The 19,465-nt window shown below is 62.3% G+C and carries 16 protein-coding genes; 4 read left to right on the top strand and 12 right to left on the bottom strand.

Annotated features, from left to right (window positions below; translation table 11 throughout):
- Positions 1–33: 33 nt before the first annotated feature.
- Both EOA13_RS08565 and EOA13_RS08570 read right to left on the bottom strand, forming a co-directional pair.
- Positions 34–1,461: an amidase gene (locus EOA13_RS08565; RefSeq protein ID WP_127291370.1), complete on the bottom strand. Its 1,428-nt coding sequence runs from the start codon at positions 1,459–1,461 to the stop codon at positions 34–36.
- Between the two features lie 87 nt (positions 1,462–1,548).
- Positions 1,549–2,583, bottom strand: a complete 1,035-nt coding sequence (locus EOA13_RS08570; protein ID WP_127291373.1) for an extracellular solute-binding protein — start codon at positions 2,581–2,583, stop codon at positions 1,549–1,551.
- A 67-nt stretch (positions 2,584–2,650) separates the two neighbouring features.
- Between EOA13_RS08570 and EOA13_RS08575 the strand changes: the two genes are divergently transcribed.
- Positions 2,651–2,833, top strand: coding sequence for a hypothetical protein (locus EOA13_RS08575; RefSeq protein WP_127291376.1), 183 nt, complete (start codon positions 2,651–2,653; stop codon positions 2,831–2,833).
- A gap of 301 nt (positions 2,834–3,134) precedes the next feature.
- Here the strand turns inward: EOA13_RS08575 and EOA13_RS37855 are convergent, their stop codons facing one another.
- Positions 3,135–3,299: a hypothetical protein gene (locus tag EOA13_RS37855; RefSeq protein ID WP_164748845.1), complete on the bottom strand. Its 165-nt coding sequence runs from the start codon at positions 3,297–3,299 to the stop codon at positions 3,135–3,137.
- 301 nt (positions 3,300–3,600) lie between these two features.
- Between EOA13_RS37855 and EOA13_RS08580 the strand changes: the two genes are divergently transcribed.
- Both EOA13_RS08580 and EOA13_RS08585 read left to right on the top strand, forming a co-directional pair.
- Positions 3,601–4,374 (top strand): NAD kinase, encoded by a 774-nt coding sequence (locus EOA13_RS08580; RefSeq protein ID WP_023812117.1) that lies wholly within the window; start codon positions 3,601–3,603, stop codon positions 4,372–4,374.
- A 202-nt stretch (positions 4,375–4,576) separates the two neighbouring features.
- Entirely contained in the window at positions 4,577–6,166 is a 1,590-nt protein-coding gene (locus EOA13_RS08585; RefSeq protein WP_164780027.1) for a DEAD/DEAH box helicase, read from the top strand.
- 73 nt (positions 6,167–6,239) lie between these two features.
- On the opposite strand, the gene EOA13_RS08590 is transcribed toward EOA13_RS08585, so the two are convergent.
- The 8 genes from EOA13_RS08590 to EOA13_RS08625 form a co-directional block, all read right to left on the bottom strand.
- Positions 6,240–6,845 (bottom strand): hypothetical protein, encoded by a 606-nt coding sequence (locus tag EOA13_RS08590; protein WP_127291379.1) that lies wholly within the window; start codon positions 6,843–6,845, stop codon positions 6,240–6,242.
- A gap of 227 nt (positions 6,846–7,072) precedes the next feature.
- On the bottom strand, positions 7,073–7,723 hold the full coding sequence (locus EOA13_RS08595) for an OmpA family protein (RefSeq protein WP_023812120.1): 651 nt from the start codon (positions 7,721–7,723) through the stop codon (positions 7,073–7,075).
- 176 nt (positions 7,724–7,899) lie between these two features.
- The gene (locus tag EOA13_RS08600) at positions 7,900–8,268 is read right to left on the bottom strand and encodes a GFA family protein (protein ID WP_023812121.1); all 369 of its coding nucleotides are present in this window, start codon (positions 8,266–8,268) and stop codon (positions 7,900–7,902) included.
- Positions 8,269–8,426: 158 nt separating this feature from the next.
- The gene (locus tag EOA13_RS08605) at positions 8,427–8,804 is read right to left on the bottom strand and encodes a hypothetical protein (protein ID WP_023812122.1); all 378 of its coding nucleotides are present in this window, start codon (positions 8,802–8,804) and stop codon (positions 8,427–8,429) included.
- Positions 8,805–9,090: 286 nt separating this feature from the next.
- Positions 9,091–9,510, bottom strand: a complete 420-nt coding sequence (locus tag EOA13_RS08610) for a GFA family protein (protein WP_127291381.1) — start codon at positions 9,508–9,510, stop codon at positions 9,091–9,093.
- 78 nt (positions 9,511–9,588) lie between these two features.
- A protein-coding gene (prfB, locus tag EOA13_RS08615; RefSeq protein ID WP_127291384.1) for a peptide chain release factor 2 occupies positions 9,589–10,720 on the bottom strand; the annotation gives its coding sequence in 2 pieces (ribosomal slippage) (positions 9,589–10,653 and positions 10,655–10,720; 1,131 coding nt in all).
- A gap of 118 nt (positions 10,721–10,838) precedes the next feature.
- Positions 10,839–13,295 (bottom strand): penicillin-binding protein 1A, encoded by a 2,457-nt coding sequence (locus tag EOA13_RS08620; RefSeq protein WP_127291386.1) that lies wholly within the window; start codon positions 13,293–13,295, stop codon positions 10,839–10,841.
- Positions 13,296–13,509: 214 nt separating this feature from the next.
- Entirely contained in the window at positions 13,510–14,772 is a 1,263-nt protein-coding gene (locus EOA13_RS08625; RefSeq protein ID WP_127291389.1) for an N-acetylmuramoyl-L-alanine amidase, read from the bottom strand.
- A 654-nt stretch (positions 14,773–15,426) separates the two neighbouring features.
- On the opposite strand from EOA13_RS08625, the gene EOA13_RS08630 reads away from it, so the two are divergent.
- Positions 15,427–18,363 carry a ribonuclease E/G gene (locus tag EOA13_RS08630; RefSeq protein WP_127291392.1) on the top strand — a complete coding sequence of 979 codons (2,937 nt, stop codon included), beginning with the start codon at positions 15,427–15,429 and terminating at the stop codon, positions 18,361–18,363.
- Positions 18,364–18,534: 171 nt separating this feature from the next.
- Here EOA13_RS08630 and EOA13_RS08635 read toward each other — a convergent pair whose 3' ends face one another.
- Positions 18,535–19,464 carry a glutaminase gene (locus EOA13_RS08635; RefSeq protein WP_127291394.1) on the bottom strand — a complete coding sequence of 310 codons (930 nt, stop codon included), beginning with the start codon at positions 19,462–19,464 and terminating at the stop codon, positions 18,535–18,537.
- Position 19,465: the final 1 nt, after the last annotated feature.

The raw sequence follows: 19,465 nt of genomic DNA on the forward strand, positions 1-19,465 counted from the left end.
AAGCACCGGTGCGGCAAGGGCCGCAGCGCCCTGCTATAGCGACGGACGCGTTTCGGCGTTTGTGTACCACTGCCCCTTGGCCGTCTCATAGGCCATGGCCGCCCGGAAAACATCGGCATCGCAATAGGTGCGGCCGACGATCTGGATGCCTGTCGGCACGCCGCTTGCCGCCCGGCCCGAAGGGATGGACAGGACCGGACAACGGCTCATCATGTTGAACGGCGTCGTCATCACCCATCCCAATGACGGGTTCACCTGCTTGCCGTTGATCTCGACCGTACCCGTGGTCTGATCGAACTCCGCCGGCACGGAGGGAAGCGCATTGGTCGGGCAGACCAGCACATCATAGGTCTCCAGCAGCGGCCCCAGCGTCTGGTACATCCTGGCCGCCACTTCCAGTGTTCCGACAAAGTCCGTCGCCCTCGACCTTTGCCCGTCCTCGGCGAACTGCCTGGCATAGCTCGTCATGTCCTTGCCGTGCTTCTTGAGCAGCTGCGACAGCGAGGCGCCGAACAGATGCTCCAGATAGGCCATGCCCGCCCTGAGCACGTCGTCGCCCCAGCCCAGATCGACTTCCTCGACCGTGGCGCCGAGCGAGCGGAACACCTCGCAGGCGGCAAGCGTGTTCTTGCGCACATCGGCGTCCACTTCGAAAGAACCGAGGTCCATCGAGAAAGCAATCTTCCAGCCCTTGATCGGCTTGTAGTCGCTGGGCAGGCGCAGTTTGGGGCGCAGCGTGGCGATGTCGAGCGGGCTTGGCCCGGCCATCACGTTCTGCAGCAGGATCGCATCCCCGACGTTTCGTGCCAAAGGTCCGGTGTGGCAGTAGAAATCGAGGTTAAACGGCGGCTCGTCCGGATTGCGCCCGTAAGGCGGCTTGAAGCCGACCAGACCGCAGGCCGACGCGGGAATGCGGATCGACCCGGCAATGTCCGAACCGGTGGCGATCGACGACGTGCCGGACGCCAGCGTTGCCGCGGCACCACCCGACGAACCGCCGGGTGTGAAATCCGGGTTCCACGGATTGCGCGTCACGCCCCAGCGTTTCGACCAGGTATAGCCGGCGCAGCTGAATTCAGGCGTCGCCGTGCGGGCATGGACAATGCCTCCGGCCTTAATGATGCGCTCGTTCATCGTCGAGGTATGGCCACCGATGGCATCCCCGGACAGCAGCGAGCCGTGCGAGGTCGGCTTGCCCTTGATGTAGCTCTCGTCCTTGATGCCGATCGGCAGCCCCTCGAGCGCCCCGGTCCGGGCGCCCCTGGCGTATTTCGCCTCGGCCTTCCCAGCCAGATCCATCGCCTCGTCGAAATGCGTGAAGGTGAAGCAGTTGATCGTCGGCTTGGTTGCCTCGGCGCGGCGGATGGTGGCCTGCATCAGTTCGACGGGCGAAAGCTTCTTCGCCTTGAACAGCCGCAGCGCCTCGCTGGCCGGCATGTAGCAAAGGTCGAGATCGGTCATGGAAGTCTCCTGCGATCTGCGCATCGCGTTTGGCATGGACGGGAGATGACCGCGCCGCGTGCAGCGGCGCGGAGAACGCGGGTCAGGTCATTTCTGCAGGTCGGTCCAGATCTTCGTGTAGAGCGCCTGCACATCCGGCGGGCAGGCCTGCATGAACTGGCCCTTGGCGGCAAACTCAGCGGGGATGTTCACTTCCGGCGCGGTCTTCATGTCGTCGGGCATGAAGGCTTCCGAGCCCTTGATGCCGTTCGAATAACGCGCAAAGGCTGAGATCAGTGCCGCATTCTGTGGATCCATGATGAAATTCTGGAACAGCTTGGCGTTGTCGACATTCTTGGCGTCCTTGAGGACAGCAACATTGTCCATCCAGATCGGATAGCCTTCCTTGGGATAGCCATAGACGATTTTGTCGTTCTCAAGCCGCTCGCGCAGCGATATGCCGTTCCAGTTGACGCCCGCGGCGATGTCGCCCCTGCCCAGGCCATCGACAGCCGCATAGTCGAGCGAAAGCCATTTCGCCTTCGCCTCCACCAGCTTGTCGTGCACCTTTTTCAGCATCTGCATGTCGCTGCTGCAATATTTGCCACCCTCGTAAGCAATGGCGAGGAACATGATGTCACCCATTTCGGGTACAACATTGATCTTGCCGACGAGTTCGGGGGGTGGGTCGAGGAAGATCGCCGATGTGTTCGGGTCGCCGGCATAAACCGACTTGTTCACCGAAATGCCGGTCGTGCCCCACTGCCATGGAACGGTATATTTGCGGCCTGGATCGAATGGAACATCGACCCACCTGGGATCGACGTTCTTGAAGTTTTCCATCTTGTTGGGATCGGTCTCCAAGAGCAGACCTTCGCTGATCCAGACCGGCACGACGCTCGCCGAGGGCACGACGATGTCATAGCCGGAGGCGCCCTGCCGGACCTTGGCCAAGGCGGTATCGTTGGAGTCATAATCGGTGACGGTGACCTTGACCTTGTAGGTCTCCTCGAACTTCTTGATCAGGTCGGGGCTGGTGTAGTTGCCCCAATTGTAGATGTTGAGCTCGCCGTCGGCACGGGCCACGCCCGTGACAGTCAGCAGCGACAGGCCGATGGCCGTCGCGGTCAGTTTCCAGTTCATGCTGCATGCTCCCATTGTTGGGACCGGCGGCGTTACGGCCCCAAGTCCGTTTCCTGCTGACGAAAAGATGGCCGCGACAACGCCGATCGACGGCACGAGAAAGGCCGTCGACATCGCACTCGCGGCATGCGGCGCGCCGGCAACGGCAAGCCGCATCGCGGTCGAGATATTCCCCTCTTCATGGTGGCCATTCACCGGCTGGCGCCGGCTGTCCAACTCAATTCTCGACCTCAGGAGTAACTATTACTAAACATACAGTCAATATCTTTCCGCGGATGCGGCCATGACTCGCCGATTGATGCGCATGCGGGTGACCAGTGGGCAGCTAGGAAGAACCTTGGCCGCGACGCTGGGCCGTCACGCCGTTGAGGACGCAATGCCCGCGGTCGCAATTCGCTGGCGGAACCAATCGAAAGCGAGAGCCTTCACGACGGGATGTGCGGCGGCCGACCGGCCTCTGCTTTTAAGAGAGAAACTGCCGCGCGATGTCGCGCACCGAAGCGGCCGCCAATGCTCCCCGTCATCGCGAAGATGATCAGGACATTTCAGGGCTACAGCGCCCTTTGCGGGCATGGCGCTCCGGCTGCATCGCCACAGCGCGACGCCGTGGGCTGCGGCCGGAAGCTCGTCTCTTCGGACTGGCGCACCAGTTCGGCAAAGAGCAGCGCGAAGCTTCCCAGCATCAGAAAGACGATGATCAGGCGTGTTACCGGCAATATGTCGGCCTCAACTGGCTAGCCCCCACGCCACCCATCCACTGCCGGCTAACATGACCGATCCGGCTTTACGAGACTTTAAGGCCGGTCTTAACCATCACATTCGCGTAGCCTTTGACATGATACGCGAACGGCAAGTCCGCATCCGCCGACCGGCATGGCCGTACCATCCGGGATGGAGTTGCCATCCGGGATGGAGTTGCCATCCGGGATGACAGCTCCCTTTGCAGACGTACCCCGCCCATGCTACCCCGGCGCTGGCGCGGCCCTGCCGCTGCCAATCGGTCGTCATCGGGGAGCCATGAGCAAAGCCGCCAGCCGCATCGCCTTCGTCTCGTCCGACACCGCTGACGCCAAGACGGCGCTGGAAAGCCTGTCGGCGCGCTATGGCCAGTCTTCCGTCGAGGAGGCCGGGATCGTCGTTGCCCTTGGGGGTGACGGCTTCCTGCTGCAGACCCTGCGCGACACGATGGGGACCGGCAAGAAGGTCTACGGGATGAACCGTGGCACCATCGGCTTCCTGATGAACGAGTATCGTTCCGGTGGCCTGACGGAGCGTCTCGAAGCCGCTGTCGCCGAAACGATCCGCCCGCTGGAGATGCTGGCCGTGACCTCGGAAGGCGAAACGATTTCGGCACTGGCGATCAACGAAGTGGCGCTGTGGCGTCAATCGTACCAGACGGCCAAGATCCGCATCACCGTCGACGAACAGGTCCGGCTTGAGGAACTGAACTGCGACGGCGTCATGATCGCAACCCCGGCCGGGTCCACCGCCTACAATCTTTCGGCGCACGGACCGATCCTGCCGCTCGACGCGCCGCTGCTGGCGCTGACCCCAGTCAGCCCGTTTCGCCCGCGCCGATGGCGCGGCGCGCTGCTCTCCAACAAGGCCACCGTGCGCTTCGACATCCGCGAGCCGGAAAAGCGGCCGGTGAACGCCGCCGCTGACCATACCGAGGTCAAGGCCGTGACCTCGGTAACGGTGCGAGAATCACCCACGGCGACAGCAACGTTGCTGTTCGATCCCAATCATTCCTGGAACGAGCGTATTCTCGCCGAACAGTTCCGCTATTGAGCCGGCGCTGCGACCGACAGGTCGATTAAGCATCCCGATTAAGGTTACAACTTCACAATCGTGCCATTGCTGCCCGTTTCTGTTGACAAATCGAGGGCTTGCTCCTAATTGCAATACCAATCTTGCAGGCGCGTGGCGCTTGCCGCGACAGACGCCATTAGACGCCGTTGCGCTTCCCCGAACCAGCCAAAGACAACAACACTTGTCCTCAGACACCACGACCGCTCAAGAAGCGTTGACCTTCGCAGACCTCGGCCTGTCGCCGAAGGTCCTTTCCGCAGTCACCGACGCCGGCTATATCCAGCCGACGCCGATCCAGGCTGGTGCGATCCCGCACGCCTTGCTCGGCAAGGACATTTTGGGCATCGCCCAGACCGGCACTGGCAAGACGGCTTCCTTCGTGCTGCCGATGCTGACCCGCCTCGAAAACGGTCGGGCCCGCGCCCGTATGCCGCGCACGCTGATCCTGGAGCCGACGCGCGAGCTCGCCGCGCAGGTCGAAGAGAATTTCATCCGCTACGGCAAAAACCACAAGCTCAACATCGCGCTCTTGATCGGCGGTGTCTCATTCGACGAACAGAACAAGAAGCTGGAGCGCGGCGTCGACGTGCTGATCGCGACGCCCGGCCGCCTGCTCGATCACCGCGAGCGCGGCAAGCTGTTGCTCAACGGCGTCGAGATCCTCGTCATCGACGAAGCGGACCGCATGCTTGACATGGGCTTCATCCCCGATATCGAGCGCATCTGCGAGATGATCCCGTTCACCAGGCAGACGCTGTTCTTCTCGGCAACGATGCCGCCGGAAATCACCAAGCTGACCGAGAAATTCCTGCACGCGCCGGTGCGCGTCGAGGTCTCGAAGGCAGCATCCGCCGCCACCAACATCATCCAGCGGCTGGTCAAGTCCGGCTCCAAGCCATGGGACAAGCGCGAGACGCTGCGCAATCTGATCAAGGCCGAAGACGCGGAGCTGAAGAACGCCATCATCTTCTGCAACCGCAAGGTTGAAGTGGCGGAGCTGTTTCGCTCGCTGCTGAAATATGATTTCGACGCCGGTGCGCTGCATGGTGACATGGACCAGCGCGCGCGCATGCAGATGCTGGCCAATTTCCGCGACGGCAAGCTGCGCTACCTCGTCGCTTCCGACGTCGCCGCGCGCGGCTTGGACATCCCCGATGTCAGCCACGTCTTCAACTATGACGTGCCGATCCACGCCGAGGACTATGTCCACCGTATCGGCCGTACCGGCCGCGCCGGACGCTCCGGAAAATCCTTCACCATCGCGACCAAATCGGACACCAAATACATCGACGCCATCGAGCGGCTGATCGGCAACAAGATCGAATGGCATGACGGCGACTTGTCGACGGTGGTTGCCAGCGAAGGCGGCGAGGATGATGCTCCGCGCCGTGGCAAGGGCGCACCGCGCCGCGCCGGCCGCAAGGACGACGATCGCGGCAGGGAAAAGGGCGGCGAGCGCAAACCGCGCGAACGCCACGCCAAGCGCAGCGAAGACACGGCACCGGAAACAGCCCGCGAGGATCAGCCGGTGGCCGAGGCCGCAGCCGCCGACGTCGGCGAACGGCGCTCGCGCAAGGAAGCGATCCGTTCGGAAAACACCGAGCGCAAATCATCCGATCGCAATGAACAGCGCGCACCGGAACGCGGCGACACGAGGCCGCAGCGCGACAACAGCCGCCCTGCCCGCCAACGACACCAGGAAGACAACGATTCCACCGTCGGCTTCGGCGATGACATGCCGGCCTTCATGCGGATCGTCGCCAAGGTCTGATTCCCGACCGCTTCAAAGGCAAGCCAGCCATCCGGCTTGTCTTCTCGGCAAAGGTTCCTGCCTGGCTCGCCCGTTACATCGGCCCAGGCATCATCTTGGTCGGCTTTTCCAGCATCGGAAACTCGGCCTTGTTGCATTTCACGTTCGGATTCGTCGGACTGAACATGCCGTTCGGATTGTCCCCGAGCCAGGCATGAAGGTCGTAGTGGACGAACTCTTTCGGGATGAGAGGGTAGTGCCCCTCCATAGGCCCCATGAAGGTTTGGCCAAACAGCTTCGGGGGCTCCTTGATGTCCGGCGTCAGAGGCACCAGCCATTCCACGCCCACCAGCCGCAAGCCCTTCTTGGTCGGTTCGTAGATCAGCACATTGGGGTGCATCGGGTCGAGCTTCTGGCCGACACTCGGGACATTGACGAAGTGGATACCCATGGCGCCCTTCGGGTAGTCCATCGCACCCGCTATCTTTTCTCCGCTGTAGTAGACGCAGCCGACCGTCGACAGATAGAGGTCGCGGACGGCGACGGTGTAATCCTCATATTTGGCGAGCGATTTTTTCAAGGCTTCGATGTCGGCCTTGTTGGCGTCCTCGGCCCGAGCCGAAGCAACGTTCAGCCACGCGCCCACCAAACCTGTCAAAACGAGGACGCCGCAGCGCCCAAGGCTGGCTGTTCTTGTCATGCATTCCTCCCAGATTTCTGATCTGGCCGTGCAAGACCGAGGCGGAAAAATGCTGATTGCGCGGCCAGTGACACCGCCTCATCCCCTCAGGAACAGCGATGATGCTATTCCTTTCCATAGCTGCGGGAAAGCTATATTTTAGCAATAGCTAATCCAACAACGCCAATATCCGTGCAAACAAAAACGGCCCCCCATGGGAGCCGTTTCGCATTGGTTTGCCGTGCAAATCAGGTGAGCGGCGACAGCTGGATCTCGACGCGGCGGTTCTGGGCGCGGCCTTCGGACGTGGCATTGGATGCGACCGGGCGCGTCTTGCCGAAGCCGGTGACTGCGAAGCGGCGCTGATCCACGCCCTGACCGGACAGATAGTTCGCGACCGCCAGAGCACGACGCTGCGACAGATCGAAATTGTGCTGGTCGCCACCGGTCGAATCGGTGTGGCCGAACACGTCGACCGTGGTCTGCTTGAACTTCTTCAGCACCAGCGCGACAGAGTTCAGGACCTGGTAGAAGCCGGGCTTCACTGCATCCTGATCCGAGTTGAAGGTGATGTCGGACGGCATATTGAGAATGATCTGGTCGCCGCTGCGGGTGACGCTGACACCGGTGCCCTCGAGCTGCCGGCGCAGTTCGGCCTCGTTCTGGTCCATGGTGGCGCCGATGGCGCCGCCGGCCAGCGCGCCGATGCCGGCGCCGATCAGTGCGTTGCGGCGGTCATTGCCGCCGGCAAGCAGGCCAAGGCTGGCGCCCGCCAGGGCGCCAAGGCCGGCGCCGGCCGCCGTGTTGGAAATCTTCTGGTCGCCCGTATACGGATCAGTGGTGGTACAGGCGCTCACGAGCACAGCCGTCGCCACGACGACGAGCACAGTCTTTTTCATAGGATGGTCCCTCTCCAAGTCACGCCTTGCGGTGGCGCCAAATCAGCCCTTCCCGCGACTTGTACCACGAATTGCGGCGAAAAGCGGAACGGCAAAAGCGCCGCTCACGGCTTTTCCCAAGGGACCAATACGCGGTTGTGGCACCGTATCGCCGTGCCGCAATCGTTTGGATCAGGCTACCAGAGGTTCTTGCCGTCTATGACAACAACTTCGACCTTGTCGAGATCGAAATCGTCGAACAGCCGCGCGTTGACGCTGATCTTGGGATTGTCGAAATCCGGCTCGCCGGTCGACCAGTCCGGCGTTTCGGTAAAGGTTCCGCAGCCGCAGGTGGCGCAAAAACCGTGCTTTACGGTTTTCGATCCCCAGCGGTAGAAAGAGACGTTCTCCATCGGGCTGGTGAGCTTGAATTGCGAAGGCACGTAGTAGGCCCAGAGCGAGCCGCGCTTCGAGCAGAAAGAACAAGTGCATTGCGTCACCGTCTGCGGTGCCTGCGAAACCTCGAATGTCGTCGCCTTGCAATGACAGCTTGCCTTGATGGTCATCAACGAACTCCTCCTGTCGCCCGCCACCTTGTGCGGCAAAAGCAGCATAACGAGGTGCTCCTGACAACTGTCTGTCAGCAGGCATCACCCGAACCGCGCAAACCCGGCCTGCGGCCCCGGTCACACGCGACCGCGGACGTCCGACCGCCGTCCTGTCGTCAATAAGAACGCGGCGGCACGAACAGGCAGATTGTCTTGCCGGCGTCGAGGCCCGCCTGGTGCGCGCACCAATGGAACTCGCCGTCCGGGCTGTCCTTGACACGCTTGTCGGTCATTGGAACGATCTCACCCGTTCCGGCGATGACATAGCCCTCGGGTTTCTCCAGCACTTCGCCTGTATGGGTCGTGCGACAATCATAGTTGGCGCAGCATGCGAACGGATAACTCCAGCCCTGTGGCTTTGCCGCCGTGGGCGTGGCGTCATGCGCGAAGGCAGGTGCCGTCAGCATTGCCATCGCGCCGATCGCGAACAGGGAAAACAAAAGTCGGCCAGCCGGTTGAACGGCATTGGCCGATCTGAGTGTGGCAGCAGACATGACGCGTTCCTTTCAAACGAGCTCAAGCGTTTCGCTTGCCCGTTCCCGGAACGTATCTTCCCAGTGGCCGGATCGTTGGGTCGCAGATATGCCGCGTCCGGCCATAAATGCTTTTTCTCTCCCAGCCCTTGGATGCTGGGCTGATTCCTTGGTCGGCGCAAGACGATGCATTCCCGACATCGTTCTATGGACGTCAGGTATCCGCTACCGCCGACGAGATGAGGCCAAGGTCAATTCCCGGCAAACGGGCGTCGGATAAACGGAATAGGCCCGCTGTGGTTCCAGCCTACTGCTGGTCAGAGCCGGCAATCACGTGCTCTTGATACTGCGGCAGGTCATCGGTGATGGTGAACCAGCCCGCCTTCGAACCGACGAAGATGTGCGCGGTCGGGCGGATGGATGGGTCGTCGACGAGGGTTCCCATGGCGACATGGACGTAGGCCCCGTCGCGCACGAGCGAATAAAGCAAGGAGCCGCACCGGCCACAATGCGCGTTATGGCCGCTTTCGTCGCCGAAGATCAGGAGCTTGTCCTCGCCTTCGGTGAGGACAAGCTTTTCACGCTCGATACCGGCGAAAGGCTTGAAGGCCGAACCGGTGGTGCGCCGGCAGTCCGAACAATGGCAATTCGCGGCATAGATGAATTCGTCAGTGACCTCGTAGTGAACCGCACCGCAGAAGCACTTTCCGGTGAGCTTGCTCGGCAACACACTCCTCCGTCGCTGTGGTGCGCAGGGGTATGTTCAGATTGAGGTCAGCTAACCTCACCTGAACATGGACATATCCTAATCCAGGTCTGCTACGGCTTCGCCCGCGCCGCCCTCGATGCGCTGCGACAACGAGGCTTCCATGAAATCGTCGAGGTCGCCATCGAGCACGCTCGACGGGCTGGTGCTCTCGACGCCGGTGCGGAGATCCTTCACCAACTGGTAGGGCTGCAGCACATAGGAGCGGATCTGGTGACCCCAGCCTATATCGCTTTTCGACGCTTCGGTGGCGTTTGCAACCGCCTCGCGCTTTTTCAGCTCTTCCTCGTAAAGGCGCGAGCGCAGCATCTCCCAGGCCTTGGCCTTGTTCTTGTGCTGCGAACGTTCAGCCTGGCATGCGACCGCGATGCCGGTGGCCAGATGCGTGATGCGCACCGCCGAATCGGTGGTGTTGACGTGCTGGCCGCCCGAGCCTGACGAGCGATAAGTGTCGATGCGGACATCGGATTCGGAGACGTCGATCTCGATCGTGTCGTCGATGACCGGATAGACCCAGACGCTGGCGAAGGACGTATGCCGGCGCGCATTGCTGTCATAGGGCGAGATACGCACCAGGCGATGAACGCCCGATTCCGTCTTCATCCAGCCATAGGCATTGTGGCCTTTGATCATCAACGTTGCGGACTTGATGCCGGCCTCTTCGCCGTCATGCATTTCCAGCACTTCGACCTTGAAGCGACGGCGCTCGGCCCAGCGCGTGTACATGCGCAGCAGCATCGAGGCCCAGTCCTGGCTTTCGGTACCGCCGGCGCCGGCATGGATTTCGAGATAGGTGTCGTTGGAGTCTGCTTCACCCGACAGCAACGTCTCGACCTGGCGGGCCTTCGCTTCGCCTTGCATCGAGCGGATCGCGGCTTCCGCCTCGGCGATCACGCCCTCGTCGCCCTCTTCCTCGCCGAGCTCGATCAGGCCGATATTGTCTTCCAGCGCCTGCGTCAGACCTTTCACCGAGGCGATGCCCTCTTCGAGGCCCTGGCGCTCGCGCATCAGCTTCTGCGCTTCCAGCGGCTCGTTCCAGAGGCTGGCGTCCTCGGCGCGCACATTGAGGTATTCAAGCCGCTTTATGGCCTGATCCCAGTCAAAGATGCCTCCTCAGCAGGGTTATCGCCTGCCTGATCTCGTCGACAATATTCTGCGTTTCCGCGCGCATGGCTGGCTGTTCTGTCCTGTTTGCTGAAGTCGGTTGGCGCGATACATAGGCAGGCCGCCGCCGGCTGTAAAGCAAAATGGGCTGGCGCCAAGGCCAGCCCATCCGCTCATGAAAATCATCAGTAGAGGCCGCCGCCGCCGGACTGGATGGCCTGGTTGGCCTGCGGCGACAACGCGCCCCCCGTGGCATTGGAGCCGTCGGCGCCCATGCCGATCACCCAGTAGCTGTCGGCGGGACCGGTACCCGGCTTGAAGGCTTCGATGATGGTGCCAGGATCACCCGATGCGGCACGCATGCCGGTCTTGCGGTTGATGGCGACAAGATTCATGCCTTCGGGCACCTTGAAGTCCACATTGGGCGTGCCGTCCAGCGCCACCCGCATGAAGTCCTTGAAGATCGGGGCCGCGAGACCACCACCGGTGGCGCCATGGCCGAGGCCGCGCGGCGTGTCGTAGCCCATGTAGAGGCCGACGACGAGGTTGGGCGTGTAACCGATGAACCAAGCGTCCTTTTCGTCGTTGGTCGTTCCGGTCTTGCCGGCGATGTGACGGCCGAGTTCATTGATGGTGGCGCCGGTGCCGCGTTGCACGACACCTTCCATCATCGAGGTGATCTGGTAGGCCGTCATCGGATCGAGCACCTGCTCGGAATTGTCGACGAGTTCCGGCTCCGGCTGGTTCTGCCATTCGGGCGCATTGCAGCCCTGGCAGCCACGTTCGTCCTGCTTGAACACCGTCTTGCCGTAGCGGTCCTGGATGCGGTCGATGAGCGATGGTTTGATCGATTTTCCGCCGTTGGCCATGATCGAATAGGCCGACACCATGCGCATCACGGTGGTTTCGCCGGACCCCAGCGCCATCGGCAGATAGGGTGCCAGATGGTCGTAGACACCGAAGCGCTCGGCATATTCGACGACCAGCTTCATGCCCATGTCATTGGCAAGCCGCACCGTCATCAGGTTGCGCGACTTCTCGATGCCGGAGCGCAGGGTCGCCGGACCGGCGACGGTGCCGTCGTAATTCTTCGGCGTCCAGCTCGTGTTACCGCTCTGGATCGTGATCGGCCCGTCCATGATCACCGAAGCCGGCGTATAGCCATTGTCGAGTGCGGCCGAATAGACGATCGGCTTGAACGAGGAGCCCGGCTGGCGCATGGCTTGCGTGGCGCGGTTGAATTCGGACTGCGCATAGGAGAAGCCGCCGACCATGGCCAGCACGCGGCCGGTGTGCGGGTCCATGGCGATCAGGCCGCCTTCCACTTCGGGCACCTGGCGCAGGCTGTAGGCGCCATCGGCACCATCGTTTTTCTGCACGAAGATGACGTCGCCCGGCTTCAGCACCTCCGCCGGCGACTTGGCCTTGACGGTCTTGCCGGCAACCACATGGCGCATGGCGAAACCCATGTCCTCCTTGCTGATGGTGCCTTCGACGCGCTCCTTGACGATCTCGCCCGACGCCTGCCGTGCGGGCTGCAGGCCGATCGACAGCCCGGTCGCCGAACTGTCGAGCACGACGGCGAGCGACCATTCGGGGACATCCTCCAGCCCCTTGACGGCGCCAAGCGGCACGCCCCAGTCGCCCGACACGTCGATCGATGTCACCGGCCCGCGATAGCCGCGCAGCGTGTCGTATTTCATCAACCCGTTCTGCATCGATTTGCGGGCAATGAGCTGGATCTTCGGATCGAGCGTGGTGCGGACGGAGAGACCGCCTTCGTAGAGCGCGTTCTCGCCGTAGCGGGCGATGATCTGGCGGCGCACCTCTTCGGTGAAGTACTCGCCGGCGAACAGATAGGTGCCGCTGCGGCGCGGCGTCACGCCCAGCGGCTCGGCCTTGGCCTTGTTGCCTTCCTCACGCGTGACGTAGCCGTTCTCGACCATCTGGTCGATGACCCAGTTGCGGCGCTCGATCGCGCGATCGGCATGCTTGAAAGGGTGGTAGTTGTTCGGCCCCTTGGGCAGCGAGGCCAGGTAGGAGGCCTCGGCCACGGACAGTTCGTTGACCGACTTGTCGAAATAGGTCAGCGCCGCACCGGCGACGCCATAGGCGCCGAAGCCGAAGAAGATTTCGTTGAGGTAGAGCTCGAGGATGCGATCCTTGGGATAGGCCTGCTCGATGCGGAAGGCGAGGATCATCTCCTTGATCTTGCGCTCGTAGGTCTGGTCCGAGGACAACAGGAAGTTCTTCGCCACCTGCTGGGTGATCGTCGAGGCACCGACCTGACGCCGGCCCGAGCCGAGATTCTGCAGGTTGACGATGATGGCTCGGCCAAGGCCGGTCACATCGATGCCTGGGTGGTTGTAGAAATTCTTGTCTTCGGCCGACAGGAAGGCCGCCTTGACGCGGTCCGGTATGGCCTGGATCGGCAAATACAGGCGCCGTTCGCGCGCATATTCGGCCATCAGCGCGCCGTCCGACGCATGGATGCGGGTGGTCACCGGCGGCTCGTATTTGGCCAGCACCTCGTAATCGGGCAGATCCTTCGACAAATGGCCGATATAGATGGCAACGCCCGCCGCGACCAGAAGGGCCAGCGTCGTGCCGATGCCGAAAAAATAGCCAATGAGACGAATCATACCCGCTCCAGTCCTTGGTTCGGGAATTTCCTAAACGAAGCCGCCTTTCGCGCAAGCTTTCGAGCCGGTCCCAATCCGTAATCGAAAACCCTTGTCGCCGCCATGTGGACAAAATACGGCAATGCCTGATTTCGCGGTCGCGAGCCGGAAATAAAAGCATTGGGGTGTTGTCGTCGCGCAACGCCGCCTCTGGTTGCAGGCGCCGCCGGTCATGTCAACCTCCGGTTCCCGGTCCGGCCTTGGCCGACGCGAACAGCGCGACGGCGTTGGTTATGCTCTGGGCCGCCTTGCCGCGCCAGTCGGCGTTGAGCAACTGCGCCTCGTCCTTGGCGTTCGAGAGATAACCGAGTTCGACCAGCACTGACGGCACGTCGGGTGCCTTGAGCACCTTGAAGCCCGCAGAACGCTGCGGATTGTTGATCAGGCCGACGCTGGTCGACAGCTGGCCGACCAGCGTGTGGGCGAAACTCATCGAGAAATTGTGCGTTTCGCGGCGGATCAGGTCGATCAGGATGTCGGTGACTTCCTTGTTGTCGTTCTTGATTTCCATGCCGGCGAATTGGTCGGAGAGGTTTTCTCGGTCGGCAAGCGCCTGCGCCTCGGGATCCGAAGCCTTGTCGGAGACGGTGTAGACAGTGGCACCGCGAATGCCTTTGACGCTGATCGTGTCGGCATGGATCGAAATAAGCAGGTCGGCCTCATGCTGACGGGCAATGCGCACGCGATCGTCCAGACGCAGGAATTCGTCTGTGTCGCGCGTCATGAACACATCATAATTGCCGACGGCTGCGAGTTTGTCGCGCAGCTCCGTGGCGAAGGCCAGCGTGACATTCTTCTCGATGGTGCCGTTCAGGCCCTCGGCACCGCCGTCGATGCCGCCATGGCCGGGATCGATGACGACGGTGAACCGATGGCCGGGATTTGAGACCGGTCCGGTGCCGACCCGCCCTCCCTTGTCGGTCGAAACGGTCGATCCGGTGGTCAGCGCCTGATTGGCCAGCGCCAGGTCGAACTCGCGCTCGGATGCCGCCGACATGTCGATGGCAAGGCGGTAGCCGGTGCCGTCCTCGTTCTTGAGCACATCGAGCTTGTCGACGGCGAACGGTCCCTTGCCGGTGAGGATCAGCCGCGAAACACCCTCGCCAAGTGCGCCCAGGCGCACGCCCTTGACCAAGCCCCGCGCCTTCAAATCCTTGGCATCAACAGCGAATCTCGTATTCGCGAGATCGATGACAAGACGGTTGGGACCGCGCAGCAGGAACCATTTGATATCGGGTTCGCGATCGAAATCCATGACGATGCGCATCTTGGTGGCATCGCCGGCCATCTTGTAGCCTTTTGCCACCAGCGAAGCGTCGGCGGCATTGGCAGTCGAAGAGAAGGCAGAACAGATTGCCAGCAGCAGCAAGAGGCAGAAAGCGGCCAGGATCCGGCCGCCGACACGACATCCCTTGTCTGTGAAGTCCGCCAATCCCATCTCTCTTCCAGTCGCTCCCGGTTTGGCGCCCGGCGCCCGGTCATTTCGTCCATATGCCGGTCAGGCCGCGAACTCGATTAACGATTGGTATCCAGAGAAGGTTAACCAAGCCTTTTCATGCAAGGGCCGCAAGCCTGGCTTACGCTACGGAACGGCTTTTTGCCGGCATCGGAAATCGGGGTTGCCTTCCATCCCGCCAAATCATAAAAGCGATGGTGGATCACTGCAATCCTGGAACCGCCCTCCTCCGCAGCTTCTTGCTACAGGGTCAGATGTAAAGGCGGCTCCTTTCGCTTCAGGCGAAAAGGGTTCAGGTGATCGCGACGAATTTCGCAGGCGTGCTCCCGTGGCGGGGGAATCGCCTGCGTGAGGAAAACGGCCGGGTTTGTTCCCGCGCCGGCTCTGTATGAGCAAACAAGCTGGTCCGGTTCATCCGGGCTTTGGTTCAAAAGGTTCTGTTGGTGACGATGGCTTCAAGCGCAATCATGGAAAGGTCCGCATCAAACCGCGCCATTGTGGCTGCGGGCGGCACCGCCATGGCGCTCAAGCGGCGGCCGACGGACGTTCAAATATCCGGCACCCACATTCCAGACACGCAGCAGCAGGCTTTGCCTCGCAAGCTGCGGCTGACGGCTGCCGGGGGGAAACGAAATAATGCCCAACAAAATGCTGATAGACGCCTCCCACCCGGAGGAAACACGCGTTGTCGTCGTACGCGGTAACCGTATTGAAGAATTCGACTTTGAATCCCAGGACAAGAAGCAGCTCAAAGGAAACATCTACCTAGCCCGCGTAACGCGCGTAGAGCCCTCCCTTCAGGCAGCCTTTGTCGAATATGGCGGCAACCGTCACGGTTTTCTCGCCTTCAGTGAAATTCACCCCGACTACTACCAGATCCCGGTCGCCGATCGTCAGGCACTGCTGCGCGCGGAAGCGCAGGAGGCAGAGGACGAAGAGAACGAGGACGGCGACGGCGATGACCGTCAGAGCCGCGATCGCGGACGGCGCGGCCGCCGGCGCGGCGGAAAGCCCCGCGACCGGGGTGAGCACAAGCGCGATGCAGCCGATTCCGGCGAGGCAAGCGACGCTGCCGACGAGGCGGAAGAAGGCGCCGACGCTGGTTTCGAGGAGATCTCGCACACGTCCGAGATCATCGAACATGCGGCCGATACGTCCGAACATACCGATGCGTCCGGACATGGCGAGGATTCCGCCGAGCAGGATGAAGGCGTAACCCGCGAAGGCGGCCCGACGTCGATCGCCGCCTCGGTCGAGGCCGATGTGATTTCCGAAGCCGTTCCGCAGGCCGAACAAGGCAGCGAAGCGACCTCCGGCGACAATGATCGCGGCATGCTGGAAGAAGTGCAGTCCTCGCATCCGGACGATCACGAGGTCGAATCGGTCGGCGCCGAGGACGCGCTGGAAGAAGTGCGCAACCGCCGCAAGCCGGTGCGCCGCCAGTACAAGATCCAGGAAGTGATCAAGCGCCGGCAGATCCTCTTGGTGCAGGTCGTCAAGGAAGAGCGCGGCAACAAGGGTGCGGCACTGACCACCTACCTGTCGCTTGCCGGCCGCTATTCGGTGCTGATGCCGAACACGGCGCGTGGCGGCGGCATTTCGCGCAAGATCACCAGCGCGGTCGACCGCAAGCGCCTGAAGGAGGTCGTTGCCGATCTCGAAGTGCCGCAGGGCATGGGCGTGATCCTGCGCACCGCCGGCGAGAGCCGCACCAAGGCCGAGATCAAGCGCGATTACGAATATCTGATGCGGCTTTGGGAAAATGTCCGCAATCTCACCTTGCAGTCCACGGCCCCTGCCCTGGTCTATGAGGAAGGCAGCCTCATCAAGCGCTCGGTGCGCGACCTCTACAACAAGGATATCGACGAGATTCTTGTCTCCGGCGAGGAAGGCTATCGCGAAGCCAAGGACTTCATGCGTATGCTGATGCCGAGCCACGCCAAGGTGGTTCAGCCGTTCCGCGACACGACGCCGATCTTTGTACGCAACGGCATCGAGGCACAGCTAGACCGCATGCTGCAGCCGCAGGTGACGCTGAAGAGCGGCGGCTACATCATCATCAACCAGACCGAGGCGCTGGTTGCCATCGATGTCAATTCGGGCCGCTCCACCAAGGAGCACTCGATCGAGGACACCGCGCTCCACACCAATCTGGAAGCGGCCGAGGAAGTCGCGCGTCAACTCAGGCTGCGCGATCTCGCCGGCCTGATCGTCATCGACTTCATCGACATGGAGGAGAACCGCAACAACCGCTCCGTCGAGAAACGGTTGAAGGATCACCTCAAGAACGATCGTGCGCGCATCCAGGTCGGCCGCATCTCGCATTTCGGCCTGATGGAGATGTCCCGCCAGCGCATCCGCGCCAGCGTGCTGGAATCGACCATGAAGCCCTGCCCGCATTGCGGCGGCACCGGCCATGTGCGCTCCGATTCGTCGGTCGCGCTGATGGTGGTGCGGGCGATCGAGGAATTCCTGCTCAAGGATTCGCGCAGCCACATCACGGTACGGACGCCGGCGGCGACCGCACTCTACGTGCTCAATCACAAGCGCGGCACGCTGGTGGAACTCGAAAGCCGCTTCGGGCTGACGATCACCGTCGAGGCCGACGATTCGGTCGGTGCGCAGCACTATGCGATCTTCCGCGGCGCGCTGGCTGAAAAGCCGGAAGGCTTTGTCGAGGCGCGCAGCTTCCCGGCCTATGTCGAGCCGGAAGAGCCCGAGGACGAGATTGTCGTCGTCGAGGAAGACGACGAGGCGCCGGTGCAGGCCGAACAGCCACGCCAGCAGCCGCAGCAACAACCCCGACCTGCTGCCGCCGGTGGCGAGGAAGGCGAAGGCCGCGACCGCAAGCGCCGCAAGCGCCGGCGTCGGCGTGGCGGCAAGGATCGCGATCGCGAACATGGCGCCCCGGCGGACGGTGCTTCCGTCTCGGCTCCGGCCGGCGAGTTTTCGGACCCAGACTCGGCCGCCAGCGACGGCGACACGGAAACGGACGACAACGCCCCTGTTGGTGTTGCCGAAACGTCCGAGACAGTTGAGGCTTCGGACGAAGGCCAAGGCAAAAAGCGCCGGCGCGGCAAGCGCGGCGGCAAGCGCAACCGCCGCGAAGACGGTGAAGGCGAAGCCGAGGCGAGTGCTGGCGAAGCAGCCGACGCGTCCGAAGGCGAAGTCTCGGCAACCGAGGTGATCGCCAGCGAGCCGGTCGTTGCTGCACCAGCCGAAGAGCCGGCGGCGCTTGCTCCGGCCAATGACGACGCGCCGAGCACGGAGAAGCCGAAGAAGCCACGTCGTGCCGCCAAGCCGAAGAAGGCCGCGGCCGAAATCGTCGCCGAAGAGCCGGCTGCCGAGGCGGAAGCACAGGTCGAGACGCCGGCCACTGCGTCCGACGAGGCGGTGGCTGTCGAGAAGGCGCCGAAGGCCCGCCCGTCGCGGCGCAAGCCGGCGGCGGTGAATGCGCCGGTCGAGCCGGTGGTGTCTTCGACCGTAGCGGAAGAACCCGCGGCCAAGGCTGAGGACAAGACCGAGGACAAGCCGAAACGCGGCGGATGGTGGCAGCGGAAGGGCTTTTTCTAAGCCTTTCAATCGCGTGAGCTAGTTCTTTGACAAAAAAATCCCGCGCCGTCTCGAAGACGGTGCGGGATTTTCTTATCTGGCGTTATGCCGGATCGCGAAAGGCTAAAACGCTTCTTTGATTCCAAGCATGTCGTTGTCCCAAAACCGCTGCGCACTTTTGGGCGACATGCATCACGGCGCGAAGATCGACCAGTTCATCATCCTGGCCAGCTTTTCCAGCGCGATCGACCCCAGCTTGGAGTTGCCGTTGGCATTGAGGCCCGGCGACCAGACGGCAAGCGACGCCACGCCCGGCACGATGCCCAATATGCCGCCGCCGACGCCGCTCTTGCCGGGAATGCCGACGCGGAAGGCGAAATCGCCGGAGCCGTCATAGTGACCGCAGGTCAGCATCATCGCGCCGATGCGGCGTGCCCGCTCGGCCGACACCACGGAATGCCCGGTCGCCGGGTTCTTGCCGCCATTGGCGAGGAAGCGGCCGGCGAGCGCAAGTTGCCGGCAACTCATGGCGATGGCGCAGTGGTGGAAGTAGACGCCCAGCGCCAGCTCCGGCGCATGATGTAGATTGCCGGAGGATTTCATGTAGTTGGCAAGCGCGAAGTTGCGGTAGCCGGTGGCCCGTTCGGACGCCGCGACCTCCCGGTCGATAATGATCGTCTCGTCATCGGCCAGGAACTGAATGAAGCGCAGGATCTCGCCGATCGCTTCGCGCGGCTGGTGGCCGGCAAGCAGGATATCGGAAATGACGATGGCGCCGGCATTGATGAACGGGTTGCGCGGAATGCCGTTCTCATGCTCGAGCTGCACGATCGAGTTGAATGGATTGCCTGACGGTTCGCGCCCGACCCGCTGCCACAGCGCGTCGCCGACATTGCCGAGCGCCAGTGTCAGGGTGAACACTTTCGAGATGCTCTGGATAGAAAAGGCCTGGTCGGCATCGCCGGCCATCAGCACGCGGCCGTCATTGGTGACCGCTGCGATGCCGAATTTCTTCGGATCGACCTTGCCCAGCTGCGGAATGTAGGAAGCGACGTCACCGCGATCGGTGCGATCGGCCATTTCGGCTGCGACTTCGGCCAATGCCTGTTCAAGTTCCGGCATG

This window comes from Mesorhizobium sp. M7A.F.Ca.US.011.01.1.1 (genome assembly GCF_003998295.1).
In the GTDB taxonomy this organism is placed as follows: domain Bacteria; phylum Pseudomonadota; class Alphaproteobacteria; order Rhizobiales; family Rhizobiaceae; genus Mesorhizobium.

Bases quoted from the DNA above. Each gene is read 5' to 3' on its own strand.
- EOA13_RS08565 (WP_127291370.1), bottom strand. From the start codon at position 1,461: ATGACCGATCTCGACCTTTGCTACATGCCGGCCAGCGAGGCGCTGCGG.
- EOA13_RS08635 (WP_127291394.1), bottom strand. From the start codon at position 19,464: ATGCCGGAACTTGAACAGGCATTGGCCGAAGTCGCAGCCGAAATGGCC.
- EOA13_RS08600 (WP_023812121.1), bottom strand. From the start codon at position 8,268: ATGACCATCAAGGCAAGCTGTCATTGCAAGGCGACGACATTCGAGGTT.
- EOA13_RS08595 (WP_023812120.1), bottom strand. From the start codon at position 7,723: ATGAAAAAGACTGTGCTCGTCGTCGTGGCGACGGCTGTGCTCGTGAGC.
- EOA13_RS08620 (WP_127291386.1), bottom strand. From the start codon at position 13,295: ATGATTCGTCTCATTGGCTATTTTTTCGGCATCGGCACGACGCTGGCC.
- EOA13_RS08575 (WP_127291376.1), top strand. From the start codon at position 2,651: ATGGCCGCGACAACGCCGATCGACGGCACGAGAAAGGCCGTCGACATC.
- EOA13_RS08580 (WP_023812117.1), top strand. From the start codon at position 3,601: ATGAGCAAAGCCGCCAGCCGCATCGCCTTCGTCTCGTCCGACACCGCT.
- EOA13_RS08630 (WP_127291392.1), top strand. From the start codon at position 15,427: ATGCCCAACAAAATGCTGATAGACGCCTCCCACCCGGAGGAAACACGC.
- EOA13_RS08590 (WP_127291379.1), bottom strand. From the start codon at position 6,845: ATGACAAGAACAGCCAGCCTTGGGCGCTGCGGCGTCCTCGTTTTGACA.
- EOA13_RS08570 (WP_127291373.1), bottom strand. From the start codon at position 2,583: ATGAACTGGAAACTGACCGCGACGGCCATCGGCCTGTCGCTGCTGACT.
- EOA13_RS08605 (WP_023812122.1), bottom strand. From the start codon at position 8,804: ATGTCTGCTGCCACACTCAGATCGGCCAATGCCGTTCAACCGGCTGGC.
- EOA13_RS08625 (WP_127291389.1), bottom strand. From the start codon at position 14,772: ATGGGATTGGCGGACTTCACAGACAAGGGATGTCGTGTCGGCGGCCGG.